At 56.4% G+C, this 18,711-nt stretch carries 21 protein-coding genes; 6 read left to right on the top strand and 15 right to left on the bottom strand.

Going from position 1 to position 18,711, the window contains the following annotated elements; genetic code table 11:
- Positions 1-256 precede the first annotated feature (256 nt).
- Entirely contained in the window at positions 257-1,177 is a 921-nt protein-coding gene (locus KZZ06_RS11215; RefSeq protein WP_219580124.1) for a diacylglycerol kinase family protein, read from the top strand.
- Positions 1,174-1,965: a metallophosphoesterase gene (locus tag KZZ06_RS11210; protein WP_219580123.1), complete on the top strand. Its 792-nt coding sequence runs from the start codon at positions 1,174-1,176 to the stop codon at positions 1,963-1,965. Before KZZ06_RS11215 ends, KZZ06_RS11210 begins: the two co-directional genes overlap by 4 nt.
- 12 nt (positions 1,966-1,977) lie before the next feature.
- Here the strand turns inward: KZZ06_RS11210 and infB are convergent, their stop codons facing one another.
- The 6 genes from infB to pip form a co-directional block, all read right to left on the bottom strand.
- Positions 1,978-4,464: a translation initiation factor IF-2 gene (gene infB, locus KZZ06_RS11205; RefSeq protein WP_219580122.1), complete on the bottom strand. Its 2,487-nt coding sequence runs from the start codon at positions 4,462-4,464 to the stop codon at positions 1,978-1,980.
- 9 nt (positions 4,465-4,473) lie between these two features.
- Positions 4,474-5,094: an RNA-binding protein gene (locus KZZ06_RS11200; RefSeq protein ID WP_219580121.1), complete on the bottom strand. Its 621-nt coding sequence runs from the start codon at positions 5,092-5,094 to the stop codon at positions 4,474-4,476.
- Positions 5,095-5,115: 21 nt separating this feature from the next.
- Positions 5,116-6,741: a transcription termination factor NusA gene (nusA, locus tag KZZ06_RS11195; RefSeq protein ID WP_219580120.1), complete on the bottom strand. Its 1,626-nt coding sequence runs from the start codon at positions 6,739-6,741 to the stop codon at positions 5,116-5,118.
- Positions 6,742-7,320, bottom strand: a complete 579-nt coding sequence (gene rimP, locus KZZ06_RS11190) for a ribosome maturation factor RimP (protein ID WP_219580119.1) — start codon at positions 7,318-7,320, stop codon at positions 6,742-6,744. It lies immediately after the preceding gene.
- A 149-nt stretch (positions 7,321-7,469) separates the two neighbouring features.
- Positions 7,470-8,324 (bottom strand): ABC transporter substrate-binding protein, encoded by an 855-nt coding sequence (locus KZZ06_RS11185; RefSeq protein WP_219580118.1) that lies wholly within the window; start codon positions 8,322-8,324, stop codon positions 7,470-7,472.
- Positions 8,321-9,292: a prolyl aminopeptidase gene (gene pip, locus KZZ06_RS11180; RefSeq protein ID WP_219580117.1), complete on the bottom strand. Its 972-nt coding sequence runs from the start codon at positions 9,290-9,292 to the stop codon at positions 8,321-8,323. Before pip ends, KZZ06_RS11185 begins: the two co-directional genes overlap by 4 nt.
- Before the next feature lie 48 nt (positions 9,293-9,340).
- Between pip and ubiG the strand changes: the two genes are divergently transcribed.
- Positions 9,341-10,087 (top strand): bifunctional 2-polyprenyl-6-hydroxyphenol methylase/3-demethylubiquinol 3-O-methyltransferase UbiG, encoded by a 747-nt coding sequence (gene ubiG / locus KZZ06_RS11175; protein ID WP_219580116.1) that lies wholly within the window; start codon positions 9,341-9,343, stop codon positions 10,085-10,087.
- Here the strand turns inward: ubiG and KZZ06_RS11170 are convergent.
- The 4 genes from KZZ06_RS11170 to KZZ06_RS11155 are packed head-to-tail and all read right to left on the bottom strand — an operon-like array spanning position 10,084 to position 12,382.
- Entirely contained in the window at positions 10,084-10,521 is a 438-nt protein-coding gene (locus tag KZZ06_RS11170; protein WP_093916315.1) for a MarR family winged helix-turn-helix transcriptional regulator, read from the bottom strand. The genes ubiG and KZZ06_RS11170 overlap by 4 nt on opposite strands.
- 7 nt (positions 10,522-10,528) lie before the next feature.
- Positions 10,529-11,359, bottom strand: coding sequence for a carbon-nitrogen hydrolase family protein (locus KZZ06_RS11165; protein WP_219580115.1), 831 nt, complete (start codon positions 11,357-11,359; stop codon positions 10,529-10,531).
- On the bottom strand, positions 11,359-11,616 hold the full coding sequence (grxC, locus tag KZZ06_RS11160; protein ID WP_219580114.1) for a glutaredoxin 3: 258 nt from the start codon (positions 11,614-11,616) through the stop codon (positions 11,359-11,361). The genes KZZ06_RS11165 and grxC overlap by 1 nt, the downstream gene beginning before the upstream one ends.
- Positions 11,617-11,653: 37 nt before the next feature.
- Positions 11,654-12,382, bottom strand: a complete 729-nt coding sequence (locus tag KZZ06_RS11155) for a ComF family protein (RefSeq protein WP_219580113.1) — start codon at positions 12,380-12,382, stop codon at positions 11,654-11,656.
- A gap of 18 nt (positions 12,383-12,400) precedes the next feature.
- On the opposite strand from KZZ06_RS11155, the gene KZZ06_RS11150 reads away from it, so the two are divergent.
- Positions 12,401-13,219 carry an SAM-dependent methyltransferase gene (locus KZZ06_RS11150; RefSeq protein ID WP_219580112.1) on the top strand — a complete coding sequence of 273 codons (819 nt, stop codon included), beginning with the start codon at positions 12,401-12,403 and terminating at the stop codon, positions 13,217-13,219.
- A gap of 53 nt (positions 13,220-13,272) precedes the next feature.
- The gene (hemH, locus tag KZZ06_RS11145) at positions 13,273-14,319 is read left to right on the top strand and encodes a ferrochelatase (RefSeq protein ID WP_219580111.1); all 1,047 of its coding nucleotides are present in this window, start codon (positions 13,273-13,275) and stop codon (positions 14,317-14,319) included.
- Positions 14,320-14,450: 131 nt separating this feature from the next.
- On the opposite strand, the gene KZZ06_RS11140 is transcribed toward hemH, so the two are convergent.
- Both KZZ06_RS11140 and KZZ06_RS11135 read right to left on the bottom strand, forming a co-directional pair.
- On the bottom strand, positions 14,451-14,630 hold the full coding sequence (locus tag KZZ06_RS11140) for a hypothetical protein (protein WP_219580110.1): 180 nt from the start codon (positions 14,628-14,630) through the stop codon (positions 14,451-14,453).
- 140 nt (positions 14,631-14,770) lie between these two features.
- Positions 14,771-15,376 carry a L,D-transpeptidase gene (locus KZZ06_RS11135; RefSeq protein ID WP_219580109.1) on the bottom strand — a complete coding sequence of 202 codons (606 nt, stop codon included), beginning with the start codon at positions 15,374-15,376 and terminating at the stop codon, positions 14,771-14,773.
- 171 nt (positions 15,377-15,547) lie between these two features.
- On the opposite strand from KZZ06_RS11135, the gene KZZ06_RS11130 reads away from it, so the two are divergent.
- The gene (locus tag KZZ06_RS11130) at positions 15,548-16,057 is read left to right on the top strand and encodes a CAP domain-containing protein (protein WP_219580108.1); all 510 of its coding nucleotides are present in this window, start codon (positions 15,548-15,550) and stop codon (positions 16,055-16,057) included.
- A gap of 39 nt (positions 16,058-16,096) precedes the next feature.
- Here KZZ06_RS11130 and KZZ06_RS11125 read toward each other — a convergent pair whose 3' ends face one another.
- The 3 genes from KZZ06_RS11125 to KZZ06_RS11115 form a co-directional block, all read right to left on the bottom strand.
- Positions 16,097-16,597, bottom strand: a complete 501-nt coding sequence (locus KZZ06_RS11125; RefSeq protein ID WP_219580107.1) for a murein L,D-transpeptidase family protein — start codon at positions 16,595-16,597, stop codon at positions 16,097-16,099.
- An 85-nt stretch (positions 16,598-16,682) separates the two neighbouring features.
- Positions 16,683-17,456 (bottom strand): ion transporter, encoded by a 774-nt coding sequence (locus tag KZZ06_RS11120; RefSeq protein WP_219580106.1) that lies wholly within the window; start codon positions 17,454-17,456, stop codon positions 16,683-16,685.
- 12 nt (positions 17,457-17,468) lie between these two features.
- Positions 17,469-18,707, bottom strand: a complete 1,239-nt coding sequence (locus KZZ06_RS11115; RefSeq protein ID WP_219580105.1) for a class I SAM-dependent RNA methyltransferase — start codon at positions 18,705-18,707, stop codon at positions 17,469-17,471.
- Positions 18,708-18,711: the final 4 nt, after the last annotated feature.

Here is an 18,711-nt window from a genome sequence, read left to right as displayed (position 1 = left end):
ATCATTCCACTTATAAGTGAAATAGTTAACACTTCTGGGGGGAAATGGGATGCTACGCACAATCACAATCGGGTCGACAGTGTCTGTTCAAGGTATTTTTGTTTGCGACATGCCTGATGGCCGAGTGTCGGTAAAGGTTGATAGCAACGTTTACACTGGCAAGCCGATCACTGCCAAAAACTGAACCGGGTTCACTAAACTTTGAACTATTTGATGTGGCTGCGCGTTAAAGCCGAAGCACATCAACAGGTTCATCATGAAACCCGACAACGTAACGATTATCCTAAACAGTGGGTCTGGCCGCCAAGACGGCGAAGCCCGCAGAGAATCGATTGAAGATCGGTTCAAGCATCACGGTATCAATGCCAAGTTTGTTGCATTTGAACCGAACAGCGATCTGGCAAAGATCGCCAAAGACACAGCCGAAAACGACCCCAATACCGCGATTATTGCCGCTGGCGGCGATGGTACAATCTGCGGCGTGGCGGCGGGTTTGCGTGGCCAGCCCAACCAGATGGGGATCATTCCCTCGGGCACGTTCAACTATTTCGCGCGGTCGTTGAATATCCCTGAAACCGTGGACGAGGCCGTAGATGTGATCGCAGCCGGCCTTACTCGTGACACCGACATTGGCATGATCAACGATAGGGTTTTCCTGAACAATGCCAGCATCGGTGCCTATCCCGCGATCTTGCAAACCCGCGAGGGGGTGTATGAGAAATGGGGCCGCAGCAGAATTGCTGCTTATTGGTCGGTCGCCAAGGCATTGGCGCGCTTTCGGTCGCCGCTAAAGCTGACCATCACGGTTGATGGAAAATCCTTCAAACATCGGACGTCCCTTGTGTTTGCGATCACCAACGCGTTTCAGCTTAGGGAAATGGGCCTGAATGGCGAGGAATGTATCGAAAACGGGGGTATGGTGCTGCTGATCGCGCCGGATACGAACCGTTGGAAATTGTTCAAACACGCGGCATCATTGGCCTTGGGGATCGCAAAGCCAGAGACCGATTACGAAATGCACTGCGGAAACGATATTGATCTCGACCTGCGCAGCCGCGCACGGCCTGTCGCCTGTGACGGTGAATTGTCGCGCATGAAGGGCCCCTTCAAGCTGCGTATGCAACGCGAGGCGCTGACGTTGATTGTGCCTGCCGGATCGGAAACGGCGGTAAGATGAGCAGAATAATCCACCTGTCTGACCTGCATTTTGGCCGGGATCGCCCCGACCTTCTTGGCCCCTTGTTGGCCAGCGTTAATGGGCTGAACGCTGATCTGGTGGTGATATCCGGCGATCTGACGCAGCGCGCACGCCATCACCAGTTTGAAGATGCGAAGCAGTTCATCGACAAGATCACCGCGCCCGTTTTAACTGTGCCGGGTAATCATGACATCCCATTGCACCGACCGATCACCAGGTTTCTGGGCCCCTTTCGGCGCTATAAACGCTGGATCAACGCAGATCTGACGCCGCGATTCGAAACCGATGATATGGTCGTCATTGGCATCAATTCCGTCGACCGTTTCGCGTGGCAGGCCGGTCGCCTGTCAGCGCGGCGGCTGAAACATGCCTGCGCTGCGATGGAGCGCGCGCCCAAACACCACGCCCGTATTATCGTGATGCACCATCCGCTTGAGCATCCTGTTGACACAAAAAAGAAACCCGCGCGCGGGGCCATGCAGGCGTTGGATCAATTGCTATCAGGCGGGGCCGACATGATTTTGTCGGGGCACCTGCACGCGTGGCATGCGGAAAACTTCAAGGTGACGTCGGGCACGCACAGCGCTGTGCAGCTCCATGCAGGCACCACCCTATCGACCCGCCTGCGCGGAGAGCCGAATGATTTCAACGTGATAGATATTTCGCCAACGTCATTCGATATTCAACGGCTTAGCTTTGATGAGGAAAACCAACGGTTTGAAACGACAGAAGCCCGACAATTCAGCCGGGCTTCTCTCAAATCTTGATCTCAACTGTGATTAGTCGAGCGTGCGAACAACTTCTTCACGGGTGAAGATTTCGATAACATCGCCTGCGCGAATATCTTCGTAGTTCTCGAACGCCATACCACATTCCTGACCTGACGGTACTTCGGAGACTTCGTCTTTGAACCGCTTGAGCGTTTTCAACGTGCCCTCGTGGATCACAACGTCGTCGCGCAGCAAACGTACACCAGCGGCGCGGCTTGCCTTGCCTTCGGTGACCAAACAACCTGCGACCTTGCCAACACCGGTCACCTTGAACACCTCTTTGATCGACGCGTAGCCGATAAAGTGTTCGCGGATTTCGTTGCTGAGCAAACCACTTGCGGCAGCTTTTACATCGTCAACCATGTCGTAGATGACCGAGTAATACCGAATCTCGACGCCTTTTTGGTTGGCTGTCGCGCGGGCCGATGCGTTGGCACGTACGTTGAAACCAATGATTGGCGCGTTCGATGCTTCGGCCAGACCAACATCCGTATCGGTGATGGCACCAACACCCGAATGCAGAACCCGCACGCGGACTTCTTCGTTGCCGATTTTTTCCATCGCCTGAAGGATCGCCTCGGCGGAACCTTGAACGTCGGCTTTGATCAGCAATGGCAGCTCGGACACATCTGCATCAGCCTTGGCATTCGCCATCAGCTGTTCCAGCGTCGTTGCGGCACCCGCAGCAGCACGTTTGTCTTTGGCGGCTTTCTCGCGATATTCAGCGATTTCGCGTGCCTGTGCTTCGGTATCGGTCACGTTCAAAACGTCGCCCGCAGCAGGTGTACCGTTAAGGCCAAGAACCTCAACCGGGACAGATGGGCCCGCTTCTTTAACGCGCTCGCCTTGGTCGTTGATCAGCGCACGGACCTTACCGTACTGTTCACCGACAACAAAAATGTCACCTTGGCGCAACGTACCATTCTGAACCAGAACAGTCGCAACAGGGCCGCGGCCAACGTCAAGCTGCGCCTCGATCACGGCACCAACGGCAGCGCGATTTGGGTTGGCTTTCAGTTCCAGCAATTCGGCCTGCAGCGAAATCGCCTCAAGCAGCTCATCAAGGCCCTGACCTGTCGTGGCCGAAACCTCGACGTCCTGAACTTCACCGGACATCTTTTCAACGATGACTTCGTGCTGCAACAGATCGGTGCGCACTTTGTCTGGGTTGGCTTCGTATTTGTCGATCTTGTTGATCGCCACGATCATCGGCACTTTGGCCGCTTTGGCGTGGTTAATCGCCTCGATCGTTTGGGGCATCACAGCGTCATCCGCCGCAACAACCAGCACAACAATGTCAGTTACCTGCGCACCGCGCGACCGCATCGATGTAAACGCGGCGTGGCCGGGCGTATCGAGGAAGGTAAGCGCCTGACCATTGTCGGTTGTCACCTGATAGGCACCGATGTGCTGCGTGATACCGCCCGCTTCGCCGGACTGAACTTTGGCTTTGCGGATCGCATCCAGCAACGATGTCTTACCGTGGTCAACGTGACCCATGATCGTGATGACCGGAGGACGTGTGACCAGATCTTTCGGATCGTCGATCTCTTCCTTGATCACGTCTTCAACGTCAGCATCAGAAACACGGACCACTTTGTGGCCGAATTCTTCGATGATCAGTTCTGCAGTATCCGCATCAATCGTTTCGTTCTGCGTTACCATCATGCCGTTGGTCATCAGCGCCTTAACTACAGCACCAACACGTTCGGCCATACGGTTTGCCAGCTCGGAAACCACAATCGCCGGAGGCAGGTTCACGTTGCGCACGACCTTTTCGCGCTCAACAGTGCCACCCATCGCCTTTTGACGCTGACGTTCCTGCTTGCGCTTCATCTGCGCCATAGAACGTTGACGGCCACCTTCGCCACCAGTCAACGCTTGGTTCACTGTCAGCTTGCCAGAGCGACGATCGTCATTGCCCTTGTTACGCTTGTTGGTTTCCTCGCGGTCACCTTCTTTCTTGCGTGCAACGGGTGCTGGCGCGCCACCTTTGGTGTTCGGCAGTTTGGCAGACGCAGGTTGCGCCGCTGGTGCCGGTGCGGCGGCCGCAACAGCTGCTGCTTCGGCCTCTTCCTTGCGGCGGGCGTCTTCTTCGGCTTTCGCCTTCAGGCTTTCCTCGCGCTGGCGTTCCTCGGCCTCTTTGGCTTCGATCTCGGCACGACGGCGCTCGCGGTCTTCGGCGCGCGCTTTTTCTTCTGACGCACGCGCTTCCGCTTCCTCAGTCTCGCGGGCCCTGGCGGCTTGAACAGCCTTCAGGCGGCGTTCCATTTCGGAATCTGTGATACCTGCTGGGCGTTTCTTGGGATCCCCAAGAGACGGGTTTGACCCCGTGCCGGTTTTGGCACCCACAGGTTTAGGCACCACAACGCGCTTGCGCTTGGTCTCGACCACGACGTTTTTGGTACGCCCGTGGCTAAAGCTTTGCTTTACGTTACCCGGGCGCGCAGGCGCGCCACGCAGGCCCAATGTCTTTTTGCCGTCACTATCGCTCATCTAGCTCGTCTATCCTTTCGGGTGACCGTTGCCACCCTCGTTTATGCGTACGCCTCTTAGCCGTTGGGCCTCCTCTACAACACGAGAGGTGAGTCCACCAGAGGCGAGCGCCCCATGTATCACAGTTTGGCGTCCGAATGCCAAACCCAATTCGTCTGCCGTCAGCCAACCAATGTAATGGCCAAAGTGCGGCGTGCTTAATTTCGACTTACCGCGACCGGACCCATCCACTGCTTGGATCAGAACTTCGGCTTCTTCCATCTGCAGCCAACCTTTGACCTTTTCGTATCCCGCGACGGCCTTACCGGCCTTGCGTTGCAGCGAAATCAGATCAACCACACGGCGGACAAGTTGCTTTTCAACCTCGTCTACCAATCCTTCATCAACCTTAACAGCCTGTTTAGCTGCCCGGGCAAACAGCCCTTTTTTTACAGCCAGCAACAAGGCGTCACGGTCAGCCGCCACATACATCCCCCGACCGGGAAGTTTCCCCAGAATATCCGGGAAAACCTGCATGTCAGGACCAACAACGAAGCGGATCAGTCCGTTCTTGGGCTGCACTTCGCCAGTGGCGATGCATTTCCGTTCAGGACCGTCTTCTCGATCTTTAGAAGCGCCACCACGCACCATATCGTTCCCCAAGGCCTACGATCAGGCCTCGGCCTCCTCGTCTTCTTCGCCGTCAATGTCGTCTTCTTCGACTTCGGCGACCTCAAGCTCGGCCGGATCAACCCAACCCAGCAAAACGCGGGCTGTCATGATCAGGTGCTGCGCTTCTTCCAGCGACATGTCAAACGGTTCCAACGTGCCGTCATCTTTGGTCCGCACGCCATCAACTGTGGTCCAGCCACCGGCCAGCTCCCAATCTGCGCATGTTGCAAAGTCTTCCAGCGTTTTCACATCGTCTTTTGCCAACGCCTCAATCATTTGGGGTGTCAGGCCTTCGAATTCAATAAGCGTATCATCAACACCCAACGCACGGGCTGCATCCAGCGCCGCTTTGTTTTGTGCTTCCAGCACATCACGGGCACGGGCCTGCAATTCGCCAGCAGTTGCTTCGTCAACACCGTCGATCACCAGCAGTTCGTCAACTTCGACATAGGCGACTTCTTCAAGGTTGGTGAACCCTTCGGAAACCAGCAACTGAGCAAAGAATTCGTCCAGATCAAGGTTGTCCATGAACAGCTTGGTACGCAATTCAAACTCGGCCTGACGGCGCGCGCTTTCTTGCTCTTCTGTCATGATGTCGATGTCCAGACCGGTCAGCTGCGACGCCAGACGCACGTTTTGACCACGACGGCCAATCGCAAGGCTCAACTGCTCTTCTGGCACGACAACTTCGATTTTGCCGGCTTCTTCGTCCAGAACAACTTTGGACACTTCGGCAGGCTGAAGCGCGTTCACCAGGAATGTTGGCTGGTCTTCGTTCCACGGAATAATATCGATCTTTTCGCCCTGCAATTCGTTCACGACGGCCTGAACGCGCGAACCACGCATACCAACGCAAGCGCCGACAGGATCGATGGAGTTGTCATAGGAAATCACAGCAATCTTGGCACGCGAACCGGGGTCACGGGCAACGGCTTTGATCTCGATGATGCCATCATAGATTTCTGGCACTTCCATCTTGAACAGTTCGGCCATGAATTCAGGCGCGGTACGGCTCAGGAAGATTTGCGGGCCACGCTGTTCGCGGCGCACATCCTTGATGTAAACGCGGATACGGTCGTTCGGGCGATAGGATTCGCGGCCGATTTTCTCGTTGCGGCGCAGGATCGCTTCGCCAGCGCCCACATCGACGATAACGTTGCCGTATTCCTCGCGCTTGACCAAACCGTTGATGATCGTGCCTGCGCGGTCTTTGAATTCTTCGTACTGACGGTCACGTTCTGCTTCACGGACCTTTTGCAAGATCACCTGCTTGGCGGATTGTGCTGCAATACGGCCCATTTCAACTGGCGGAACTTCCTCAGAGAATTCCTGACCCACTTCTGGGTTGGCCATGTATTGCTTGGCCTGCTCAACAGTGAACTCGGCTTGATAGTTCTCAAGCTCGTCATCGGCCACAACGGTGCGGACGCGGGTGAATGTTGCGCGACCTGTCTTGCGGTCAATCGCCACGCGAATGTCCATTTCAGCGCCGTAGCGGGATTTCGCCGCCCGAGCGAGCGATTCTTCCATCGCTTCGACCACCAGATTGGGGTCGATCATCTTTTCGCGGGCAACAGCCTCGGCGGTTTGCAGCAGTTCAAGCTGGTTGGCAGATGTAATGGCCATTTAGTCGTCTCCCTCGGTGGACCCTTCGGTCTCGATGTCATCGAATTTGGTTTCGTCAATTGCGCCCGACGCTTTGCGCTGGCGCAGCATTTCTTTGATCAGATCGTCGGTCAGGACCAGTTTCGCGTCCGTAAGCCAGTCGAATTTCAGGCCAATTGTGCCTTCTTCGACGTTAATCAATACTTCGTCCCCGTCGATTCCGGCCAGCTCGCCCTTAAAGCGGCGGCGGCCATCAATCAGTTCACCGGTCTCAATCTTGGCCTCATAGCCTTCGAACATGTCGAAATCCTTGAGACGCGTCAGGGGCCGGTCGATACCGGGGCTGGAAACCTCCAGCGTGTATTCTTCGATAATCGGGTCTTCTACGTCCAGCACGGCGCTGACAGCCTGACTTACCAAAGCCAGTTCATCAACTTCGATCCCGCCATCGGGGCGGTCGGCCATAATCTGCAACGTGGTCTGTTTTCCCGACATCAGGCGGACGCGTACCAGTTCAAACCCCATATCCTCGATCACCGGTGTGATGATCTCGGCCATGCGGCGGTCAATGGCGGCTTTGGCAATCAGGTCGTTGTTCATAGTCTCTCTTATCATCCTGCAATTTTCAGCAGGCATAAAAAAACGGGCGCGCGGCCCGTGTTCAAGATCGGTGGAGCATCTGGTGTGGACCCGGATGCGCCGCTGTTACGATGGGATATACGCCTTGATCCTCGAAACTGCAAGCCCCGTTAGGCGAACCACCAGCGTTCGGCCGCGCGTAGGTTGTCTAGCGGGCGATGCTGACCGGTTCTGACAGGCATCGCAACGCTACGAGACACAGCATGGGTCATGCCACGTGAAAACGGCAGCGGGGCGATGTCATCAAACCCGTGAACCAAACCGGCATCCTCCAGATCCGCCGCATCGACCAGATATTCCGCCAGCGCCTGCGCCCGCACAGCGTCGGACGGAATCGAAACCAGCTCGACCGCGTCGAACCACCCGGCGGTTTTCCCCTTGTAGTGATCCGCCACACGTTCCGCCAAAAGCTGCTGACCCGGTGCGAACCGTTTCAAACGATAAAGGCCCGTTCCGATCCCCAGATCGGCGGCATGACGTGGCCGGATGACATGGTCAGGCGCCGCCAAGGTAAAGGGTAAATCCATCGCAGGCTGATCAAGGGCGATACATATCTGATGGTCATTCAGAACCTCGACCCGCCCGTTCAGATGCAACGACGCGGCAACATCCCGCGCTGTCATCGGGCGACCATCATGAAATGACACATCCTGGCGCAGATCGAACATCCACACCCGGCCATCATCCGACCCCTGCCAATCGGTGGCCAGTTCCCCACGCAAGGTGCCGTCGGCGGCAACCTCGGTCAGGGTGTCATAGATCAACCCTTGGCGCGCGACCTTCATGAACAGACCATCACCACTGGCCCAGCTATCGCTGCGCAATGCACCCGACAGCGCCATGCGCAACCGCCCGCCCTGTTTTGGCAAGGCAGCGGCAGACACACCCGTGGCCGCCAGCAAAGCTGCGGCGGCACCCGTGGCAAACAGCGCACGGCGATCCATCAAGGAACGGGTTTTGGTCATAGGGCGGCAATCCTGTCCATCGTGCGCACCAGTTCGGCACTGATCCCCGGCTCTGACAAGGCATGACCTGCATTCCGCACCATCTTTAGTTCGGCATTCGGCCAAGCCTGCGCAAGGTGATAAGCGCTGGTCGGCGGACAAATCAAATCATAACGCCCCTGAACGATCACCCCCGGAATATGTGCGATACGTGGCATATGCGCAAGAATCTGCCCGTCAAACTCAAGAAAACCGGCGTTGGTGAAATAGTGGTTTTCCAGCCGCGAAAACGTCCGCGAATATTCCCCCGGTCCCTCGTGGCTGCCGCCTGACGAATGGATCGACGCCAGCGCGTTTTCCCATGCGGCCCATGCCTTGCCGTATTTAATCTCGGTCTGTCTATCACCGCTAAACAGCCGCCGGTGATAAGCCGCGATCAGATCATCGCGTTCATCCAGTGGAATCAGGTCTACAAAACGCGCCCATAAATCCGGCCAGAATTTCCCGGCGCCGCCCCCATAGAACCAATCAAGTTCGGATTGCGTCATGGTGAACACGCCGCGCAGCACCATATTACGCACGCGGTCGGGATGGGCCTGCGCATAGATCAACGCCAATGTCGCGCCCCAGCTGCCGCCAAAGGCAATCCATTTGTCGATGCCCAGCGCCACGCGGATACGTTCAATATCTGCAACCAGATCCCATGTGGTATTGTTGATCACCGACGCAAATGGCTTGGACCGCCCACAACCGCGCTGATCAAATAGAATCACCCGGTATTTCTCGGGGTTAAAATAGCGCCGCATCGACGGGCTGCATCCGCCACCGGGGCCGCCATGCAGCACCACAACAGGTATCCCGTCAGGGTTTCCGCATTGCTCAAAATACACGCTATGACCGTCGCCAACGTCCATCATCCGCTGATCAAACGGATCAACGGGGGGATAAAGATATTGAACTGCGCGCTTTTGGTCCGGGGTTTTGTCCATTACAGGCCTATATAGTCTTTGGACCTAAAAGAGCACAGAGAGATCAGAATGCAAGCGCCACTAAGCACCGTTGACCCCGCCGAGATTGAAAAGTTTCAGGCCATGGCCGCCGAATGGTGGGACGAGAATGGCAAATTCAAACCGCTGCACATGCTGAACCCGTGCCGGTTGGATTATATCACCAAACAGATTGCAGGCGAATTTGACCGCGACCTAAAAACGCCGTTGCCATTCAAGGGGCTGCGTATTCTGGATATCGGCTGCGGTGGCGGGTTGCTCTCTGAGCCGATGGCGCGATTGGGGGCGGATGTGATCGGGGCTGACGCGGCCGCAGGGAACATTCCTGTCGCGCAGGTTCATGCAGAACAATCCGGCCTGACAATTGATTACCGCCACACCACAGCCGAGGCTCTGGCAGAAGCGGGCGAACAGTTCGATGTGGTGCTGAACATGGAAGTGGTTGAACACGTCGCATCGCCCATCGATTACCTGACCGCGTGTCGCCAGTTGTTGAAACCCGGCGGCTTGCAGATTTGTTCGACGCTGAACCGCAATCCAAAATCCTTTATGGTGGCGATTGTGGGGGCTGAACATGTGATGCGCTGGTTGCCAAAGGGCACGCATGAATGGTCAAAATTCATTACACCCGATGAATTGTTCGATCTGCTGCGCAATGCGGGGCTGACCCCCGTCGATCGCAAAGGGTTTGTGTTTAACCCCATCACATGGTCCTGGCGTCTGTCTGATCGTGATCTTAGCGTGAATTACGTCACCGCCAGCACAAAGCCCGCTTAATCCTCGGAATGTCTGCGCAATGCGCGCAGCGTTTCAAGGGTGGCGCGCACCTGATCCTCGCCCAGTTCATCAGCCACATCGTTAATCAACGGCGTGATCGAACGGATCGCATCATCACGGGCATTCCGTCCGGCGGGGCTGATCGCCACCATCTTGCGACGGGCATCATCCCAATCGGGCCGGATGTGCACATACCCCGCCCACAACAGTTTGTTCAGCGTGTTGGTCATAGCCCCGCGTGTGACATTGAACGTCTCGGCCAGTTGGGCAGGTGTTTTTTCACCATCGTGCCACGCGAGGTTATTCAGCACGGAAAAATGCGAAATCTCCATGCCTTTGGGCAGCACCCGCGTCAGACGGTTGCGCATGCGTTGATCGGCGGACAACAGCTCGCTGATCAATGTAATCGCCAATGAATTCCGGTTTTCACTCATACGTTAACTAAGGTGCCTGAAATTCACGCCGGTTGGCAAGGCTTGGTACGCGCCGGCGCGCATCTGCAAGGCGGGTCATGTCCATCTCAAAGGGATAAACCCCCGGCGCATCCCCCGCATCCAGGATCACCTCGCCCCAGGGGGCAACCGCCTGTGAATGGCCATAGGTGGACCGCGATTTGTTGGTATCGCTTAGATGTTCGCCCGTTTGCGCAGGGGCTAGAACAAAGCAGCCGGTTTCAATCGCCCGCGCGCGCAACAATGTATGCCAATGCGCGGCACCTGTGACCGGCGAAAACGCGGCAGGCATCGTCAGAATGTCAGCGCCTGCATTCGCCAACGCCTGATACAACATCGGAAACCGCATATCATAGCAGACGGTCATCCCAACGCGCCCAAAGTCGGTATCAGCCACAACCGCCCTATCCCCCGGACGGTACCCGGCTGATTCGCGGTAGCTTTCGCTGGTATCAATATCGACGTCGAACATATGGATTTTGTCGTAACGGGCCACGATCTGCCCCGTAGGATCAATCATGAACGACCTATTGGCAAACCGCCCGTCGGCATCATCCGTCTTGAGCCCCAGCGACCCGATCAGCAACCAGATGCCTGCGTCCCGCGCCACATCGCGCAGGGCGGCAAGGGTTATATCATCCGCCTCATGGGTCAGCACTGCGCGTTGATGGTCTCGGCTGGTCGACACACAATTCGTAACCTCGGGCGTCAGAACAAACCGCGCGCCCTGATCCGCCGCATCCCGCACCATTTCGACCGTGCCCGCCAGATTGCGGGCCGGATCATCCGTGACATTCAACTGGATCAGGGCGGCTTTCATCAGGCGGCCAACAACGCGTCGAGCTTGCCCGCGCGTTCCAGCGCGTACAGCTCGTCACATCCGCCAACATGTGTGTCGCCGACGAAAATCTGCGGCACCGTACGACCACCATTTGCGCGTTTGATCATTTCGGCCTTCCGTTCGGGGTGTGCCAGAACGTCCACCTCGGCAAAGCTGACACCTTTTTCATTCAGCAACCGCTTGGCCGCGTGGCAAAATCCGCAAAGCGGCGAGGTGTAAATCTCAACGGGTTTCATAGCTGTGTCCTTTTCAGCAAATCAGTTGAACACAGACTTAGGTGTCTTTGGCCACTCTTGCCAGTGTAACGACGCGTATCGGACCTGCGCCTGCGTCAATACAGGCCCGTGCCGCCGCATATAACGTCGCACCAGACGTCATGACATCGTCAACAATCAGCACAGATCGGCCCTGCATCATGTGTCGCCGCTTTGGATGGGCGCAAATCGCGTTATCCAAAATCTCGAACCTCTGATGACGGGTTTTACCCCCTAACGACGCAGTTCTGCGCACCCGCTGCAACAGATCGGGGCACCAACCCAACCCTGTTTCCAAGGCCAACGCACGCCCCAGCAAGCCCGATTGATTGTAGCGCCGTTTGACCAGCCGCTGCCAATGCAGGGGCACCGGCGTAATCAACGTATCAGCGGGCAATTGGCCACCCCAAGCGCGGGCCATCCAGACCGCCGCAGGTTTTGCGATTTCCTGCCGGTCGCCATGCTTGAGCGCGAGAACCATTTTACGGCCCATATTCGCATATAACAGCGCCGAACGCCCCTGTACCCAAGGCGGCGGATGGGCAAGGCAACTGTCGCAATGCGCCACCTCGCCCGCGTTACCGCCGGGCAACGGGATACCACAGCTGTCACATATCACACCGCAAACAAAGGCCGTATCGCGCCAACATGGCCCGCACAGGCCAGCATGCGCATCGACGGCCCCGCCGCAGCACAGACAGGCAGGCGGATAAATCAGACCAACAGCGGTTTGTAACTGGGCCAGCATGACCTTATTATTCCTTGCATGAACGCACAAAACATCCTCACCGACATCTCCGCCCTATCCCGCAGCCGCAGCCGTGCCAGCGATGATGGATTATTCCTGCACCGTGCCGCCCTGGACGAGGTTCAGGATCGGCTAAGCTTGGTTAACAGGACGTTTAACAAACCGGCAATTGTCACCGGATTTCCGCAGGTCTGGGGGGATTTGTACCCGGATGCACCCGTCGTGCAGGATACAGACACACTGCCGCTGGACCAAACGGCGCATGATCTGGTCGTGCATGGGCTGGGTTTGCACTGGGCGAATGACCCCGTCGGCCAGATCATCCAGTCGCGCCGCGCGCTTGAACCTGACGGGTTGTTTCTATCGGTCAGTTTCGGCGGGCAAACCCTGAACGAACTGCGCGCCTGTCTGGCACAGGCCGAAGCGCAAATTACCGGCGGTCTGTCCCCCCGCGTGGCACCCATGGCCGAACTACGAGATATCGGTGGGCTGCTGCAACGCGCGGGCCTTGCCTTGCCCGTCGCTGATTCCGTGACGCTTAAGACCGAATATCGCGACATCTGGCATCTGATGCGCGACCTGCGTGCAATGGGCGAAGCAAACGCCATGCAGTCACGCCTGCGCAAGCCGACGCGCCGCGCCGTCTTCAACGCTGCTGGCCAACTATACCAAGACAACTTTGCCACCGACACGGGCCGCATTTCGGCAACCTTTGAAATGATCTTTCTGGCCGGGTGGGCCCCGTCCGACAGCCAGCCCAAACCGCTGCGCCCCGGCTCCGCGCAGCAACGGCTTGCCGATGCCCTTGCCACTGATGAAACGCCGCTGAACGATTGACCTGCCAGACAAACCGTCTATCTGACGGTTCATCACGCGAAAAGGATACACCAATGACCAAGACCTGCCCAGTTCATGCCCAGCCGGATCATCCAAAGATACCGACACCCAAAGTGGGCATTCTGCTGGCCAATCTTGGCACGCCAGATAACTATGATTACTGGTCAATGCGCCGTTATCTAGGGGAATTCCTGTCAGATCGCCGCGTCATCGATTACAGCCCGTGGCTGTGGCAACCGCTGTTGCAACTGGTCATTTTGACCAAACGCCCCTTTACCAGCGGTGCCGCGTACAAATCGATCTGGAATGAAAAAGACGGCGAAAGCCCGTTGATGACCATCACCAAAGCGCAAACAGCCAAGATCAAAGAGACGATGCAGGCGCGGTATGGTGACGCAGTTATGGTCGATTTCTGCATGCGCTATGGCAACCCGTCGACCGAATCCAAGGTCAAAGCGATGGTCGAAGCAGGCTGCCAAAAGATCCTGTTTTTCCCGCTTTACCCGCATTACGCCGGGGCCACATCTGCCACCGCAAATGATGCGTTCTTTGCCGCTTTGGCCAAGGAAAAATGGCAACCCGCCGCGCGCACGGTTCAACCCTATTTCGATCGCCCCGATTACATCGAAGCGCTGGCCACCTCGATCGAGCAGGCCTATGCGAAAATGGAAACCAAGCCGGACAAACTGCTGTGTTCATACCACGGCGTGCCGCAGCGCTATCTGATGGAGGGCGACCCCTATCACTGCCAGTGCCAGAAAACGACGCGCCTTCTGAAAGAACGGCTGGGCTGGGACGACACCCAGATCATGACGACCTTCCAGTCGAAATTCGGCCCCGAGGAATGGTTGCAACCTTATACTGTCGAAGAGGTCGCCCGTCAGGCCGAGGCTGGCAACAAAAAGATCGCCGTTTGCGCCCCCGCTTTTTCAGCGGATTGCATCGAAACGCTGGAAGAGATCAACGAAGAGATCAAAGAAAGCTTTGAGCACGCAGGTGGCGAGGAATTCCGTTATATTCCATGCCTTAACGACGACGAGCTGCACATCAAAGCGCTGTCTAACGTGATCGAGGAAAACCTGCAGGGTTGGATCGACTAGGCAAAATTTGCCGGATCATTACGCGCTGTCCGCCTGAATACGGGGACCGGGTAGCGTGTGATCTTTCTCAGAAAAAAAGACAAAAAAAAGGCGGTGCAAAACACCGCCTTTTAATTAGTCACGTGACTAAATTAGTCAGCAACAGCGGCGGCTACGAGAACCAGCAGCGCCAAAGGAATCAAAACACCGGAAGAAGAAGAGGTGGACTCTTCAACGATTACGGGTGCTTCGATGATTGGATCTGCCAGCGAGCCAGCAAATGCATTCGATGCAGCAGCTGTCAACGCAGCGGCGAGAACGAGTTTCTTCATATCATAACCTCCAGAAAAGGCGTACCTCACAGTGTGATAGCACGCGCCCAAGACTTACCTCGTAAAACTTTCTAAACAGCATCTGCTTACGATTGCAAACCCGGATTCAGTGTTTTGCCCTCACAAACACGCAAATATCGTCAAATTAGCAACACTTGTGTGCCAACATTAGTCAGTTCGAAAAGCTCGGCGATATGTTCGTTGTACAAGCCGATGCAACCATTCGACGACCGGCGGCCAATCTTGCGTGTGTCATGGGTGCCGTGGATACGGTAATACGTCCAGCTTAGATAAAGCGCATGCGTGCCCAAAGGGTTGTCCGGACCCGGCCCAATAACGGCTGGCCACTCAGGGTTGCGCTCGAGCATTGAGGGTGTTGGCCGCCATGTTGGGCCTGTCACCTTTTGAATAACACTTGTCCGGCCACGGCGCGTCAACTCAGCCGTAAGTGGAACGCTCGACGGGTACAGTTTGTAAACCGTCTGGTCTTCAGACCAAAAATGCACGGCACGGCTGTCGATATCAACCAGTACAGCGCCCTTGTTGGTGTCGCTGAAATATGGCCGCCAGTCCAACGTGCGAAAGCTGGAAATATTACGCCGCACAGTCTCTGTTATGTCCCGCTCGGTTTCTGTGGTTTCAGCACCGTTCACATTGCTTTGAGCAAACGCAGGGCTCGCCAGCATTGCAGCGCTACCTGCCAAAAATGCACGCCGCGACGAGAGATTAAACTTTTGGTCAGACATTGAATGTCTCCTGGGATTGGTAAAAGCCATTTATTGTTACACATATATGACCCGAAAGTCGCAGTATCAAATCAAACCAACGTCAACTGGCGCACTCACGCCGATGTGCGTTTGATCTGCAACGCAGGTCGGGTTAAGGCATCAAGACACTCAAATGCGTGGAGCTGCGCCATGATCCGTTTATTTTCCGTTCTGATTGCCCTGTCCGTGGCCCTAGCCGCCTGTGCGCCCGCCCCGACGACAATGGGGACCGACGGCAAAGCATTACCAAAACTATACCGCATCAGCCGGAGCGATTCTGGAAAACTGCAATTCCGCATGCTTGATTCCGTAAATGCATTGCGCGGCGCATCCGGTCTGGCCGAGGTTCAACTGGATGCAGCCTTGAACGCTGCTGCCGCAACCCATTCGCGTGATATGGCCAACCAGAACCGTCCTTGGCACTTTGGCTCTGACGGGTCATCCCCCGTCGATCGTATCCAGCGCGTGGGATACACCGGCGCATTGGTCGGCGAGGTGATCTCGGAAACCTATGAGACCGAGCTTGAGACCCTTGCCGCGTGGATGGAACAACCTGACACGCGCCGGATCATTATGGCATCCGATGCCCAGAACATGGGTTTCTCCTGGCATCAGGAAAGCAGTGGCAAAATCTGGTGGACGATGGTCTTGGGCAAATAACCGACAACGGTTATTCGCCACCACATTTCCAACCGAATATCAGGGATTTAACGCGATCGGTGTGCCATCACCCACCATCGCGTAAATATCCTCGATATCTTTGTTAGAGACCGAAAGACAGCCCCACGTCCAATCGTTGCGGTTCTTGTCACCGGGCTTTTTCTGCCCGTGAATAAAGATATCGCCGCCGGGCTTTTTATCCAGCAAGGCTGCCATCGCACGGTCCGCTTGGTTCGGATATGAAATGCCCAACGACAGATGGAATTTGCTGTTCGGGTTGCGACGGTCAATCAGATACAACCCCTCGGGCGTTTTGCCGTCGCCTTCGAACCTTTTGTGGCCAACCGGGGCGAACCCCAGCTTGAAGTCATAGGATTTCAGCACTTTGTCTTTGTGCATCAGATACATACGGCGATCCGCCTTGTTCGCGATCACATAGGTGACCTGCGGGCCGTTATACCGTTTGAATTTACTCTCGCCGCCACACGCACCAAGGGCCACCAACGCGGTGCCGCCCAGAATCAGATTTCTGCGTTTCATTCTCATGCCTCGTTTCGCCATGGCCTTTTCGACCTTTATCAGCTTCGCCTAGCATGTAGCAAAAATTTTGGACGTCAAAAAGCCGTTACTGTTGCTGTTTTTCCGCCAACTGCTTCTCAATCAGCACTAACTTGCGCATGACTTCCTCGCGGTAGACATCGGTGCGCTGTACCTCGTCGGCCTGATGGGCGTCTTGCATCGAATTCACGATCAAACCCACCAAAAGGTTCACCACCGCAAAGGTGGTCACCAAAATGAACGGCACGAAGAACATCCACGCATAGGGGTAGACCTCCATCACCGGGCGCACGATCCCCATGGACCAGCTTTCCAATGTCATGATCTGGAACAGCGAATAGGCGCTTGCCGGAAGCGATCCAAACCATTCAGGGAACGCGCCTGCAAACAGCTTGGTCGCGATGACAGAGCCGATGTAGAAAATGATCGTCATCAGCAAAAACACCGATCCCATGCCCGGCAATGCGGTGATGAACCCTTCGACGACGCGGCGCAAACGCGGTGCGACCGAAATCACCCGCAAGATACGCAAAATACGCAGCGCGCGCAGGACCGACAGCCCCTGCACAGCCGGAACAAGCGCGATTCCCACGACCGCAAAGTCGAATAAATTCCAGCCGTTTCTGAAAAACCCCGTGCCCCGCGCAATAATCTTGATCGCAATTTCGACAATAAAGATCGCAAGACAGACGGTATCAAGAAACAAGATCGCCGGGCCAAACGCCTCCATCAGCGCAGGCGCGGTTTCCATGCCCAGCAGTGCGGCATTAAAAATGATCACACCAATAATGAAATTGCTGACCATTGGGCTTTCGACCCAATCACCTAAACGTTCGCGCATGAATATGCTGCCCTATTTCCGTTTGCGTTTGACCTCGGGGGCAGTGAACTGCGCCGCAAGCTCCACATGGGAAGACCAGCGGAATTGGTCAACAACCTGAACCCAATTCAATGCATATCCCGCAGCAATCAAAACTGCGGCATCCCGCGCAAAGGTCACGGGATTGCACGACACATAGGCCACGACAGGGGGCATCGCTGTGACGATCTCGGCCACTTGTGCCTCGGCCCCGGCGCGGGGCGGGTCCAAAACGACCGCATCGGTTTTTGCCAGCTCATCCGGCAGCAGTGGACGGCGGAACAGATCGCGCGCCTCGAACGTCACGGGCTTTAGCCCCTTCGCCATCCGCCAGCCGTGATCCAGCGCCGCAGTCATCAGCACATCACCTTCGACGGCGTGGACTTCGGCGTTTTCGGCCAGGGGCAGACTAAACGTGCCGCAGCCCGCGAACAGATCAATAACGTGACGCGCAGACCCTACGGCCTCACGCACGGCAGTCACCAACGATGCTTCGCCCTGCGGTGTGGCCTGCAAAAACGCGCCCGGTGGCGGCGTTACCTTGGCAACACCAAAGCGTTGGATAGGCGGTGTGCGCATAGCAATCACGTCACCATCCCACGTCAGACGGGCAAGGCCCAGACTATCGCACAGATGCGCAAGCTCCTGACGCAAGGGCCCATCCAGCGCTTTGCCGTTCTGAACCGAGATGTCCAACCCCGCACGCGACGTTGTCACGGTCACCGCCAGCGGTGCCTTGCGGCTGGTGCCCATGATGGCCAGTTGTTCAGCGATCGGTATCGCCGCCAAGACCGCAGGATCCAGCAATTTGCAGTCCGGTATTTCAATCACCACATCTGACCCACGCCCGTGGAACCCGGCCATCGCGCCCTTTTTGGTGCGTTTGGCGGCAAAGGTCGCCCGGCGGCGCGATTGCGGCGGCGAGGTTTGGATCGGCTTGAAAACAGTCTCGATGCCGTGGGCATCCAGCGATGCCTTAACCACACCCATTTTGAAATCGGCGACATATTCATCCGACGCGTGCTGCAATTGGCAACCGCCGCAGGCCTTGAAATGGCGACACGGGGCCGCAACGCGGTTCTCCGACGGCTTGACGATGCGGATGTCCGTCAGGGTTTGGCCAACAGGCGTCCCTGTGACAACTTCCCCCGGCAAAGTCATGGGGGCAAAAAACGGGCCAGCGGCAATGCCGTCGCCCAGGTGACCAAGTCGCTGAATTACATATTCTGTCATGCAC

Source organism: Sulfitobacter sp. CW3, assembly GCF_019392245.1.
In the GTDB taxonomy this organism is placed as follows: domain Bacteria; phylum Pseudomonadota; class Alphaproteobacteria; order Rhodobacterales; family Rhodobacteraceae; genus Sulfitobacter.
Note: the sequence above shows the minus strand (reverse complement) of the source record. Positions and strands in the feature narration are given on the sequence as shown.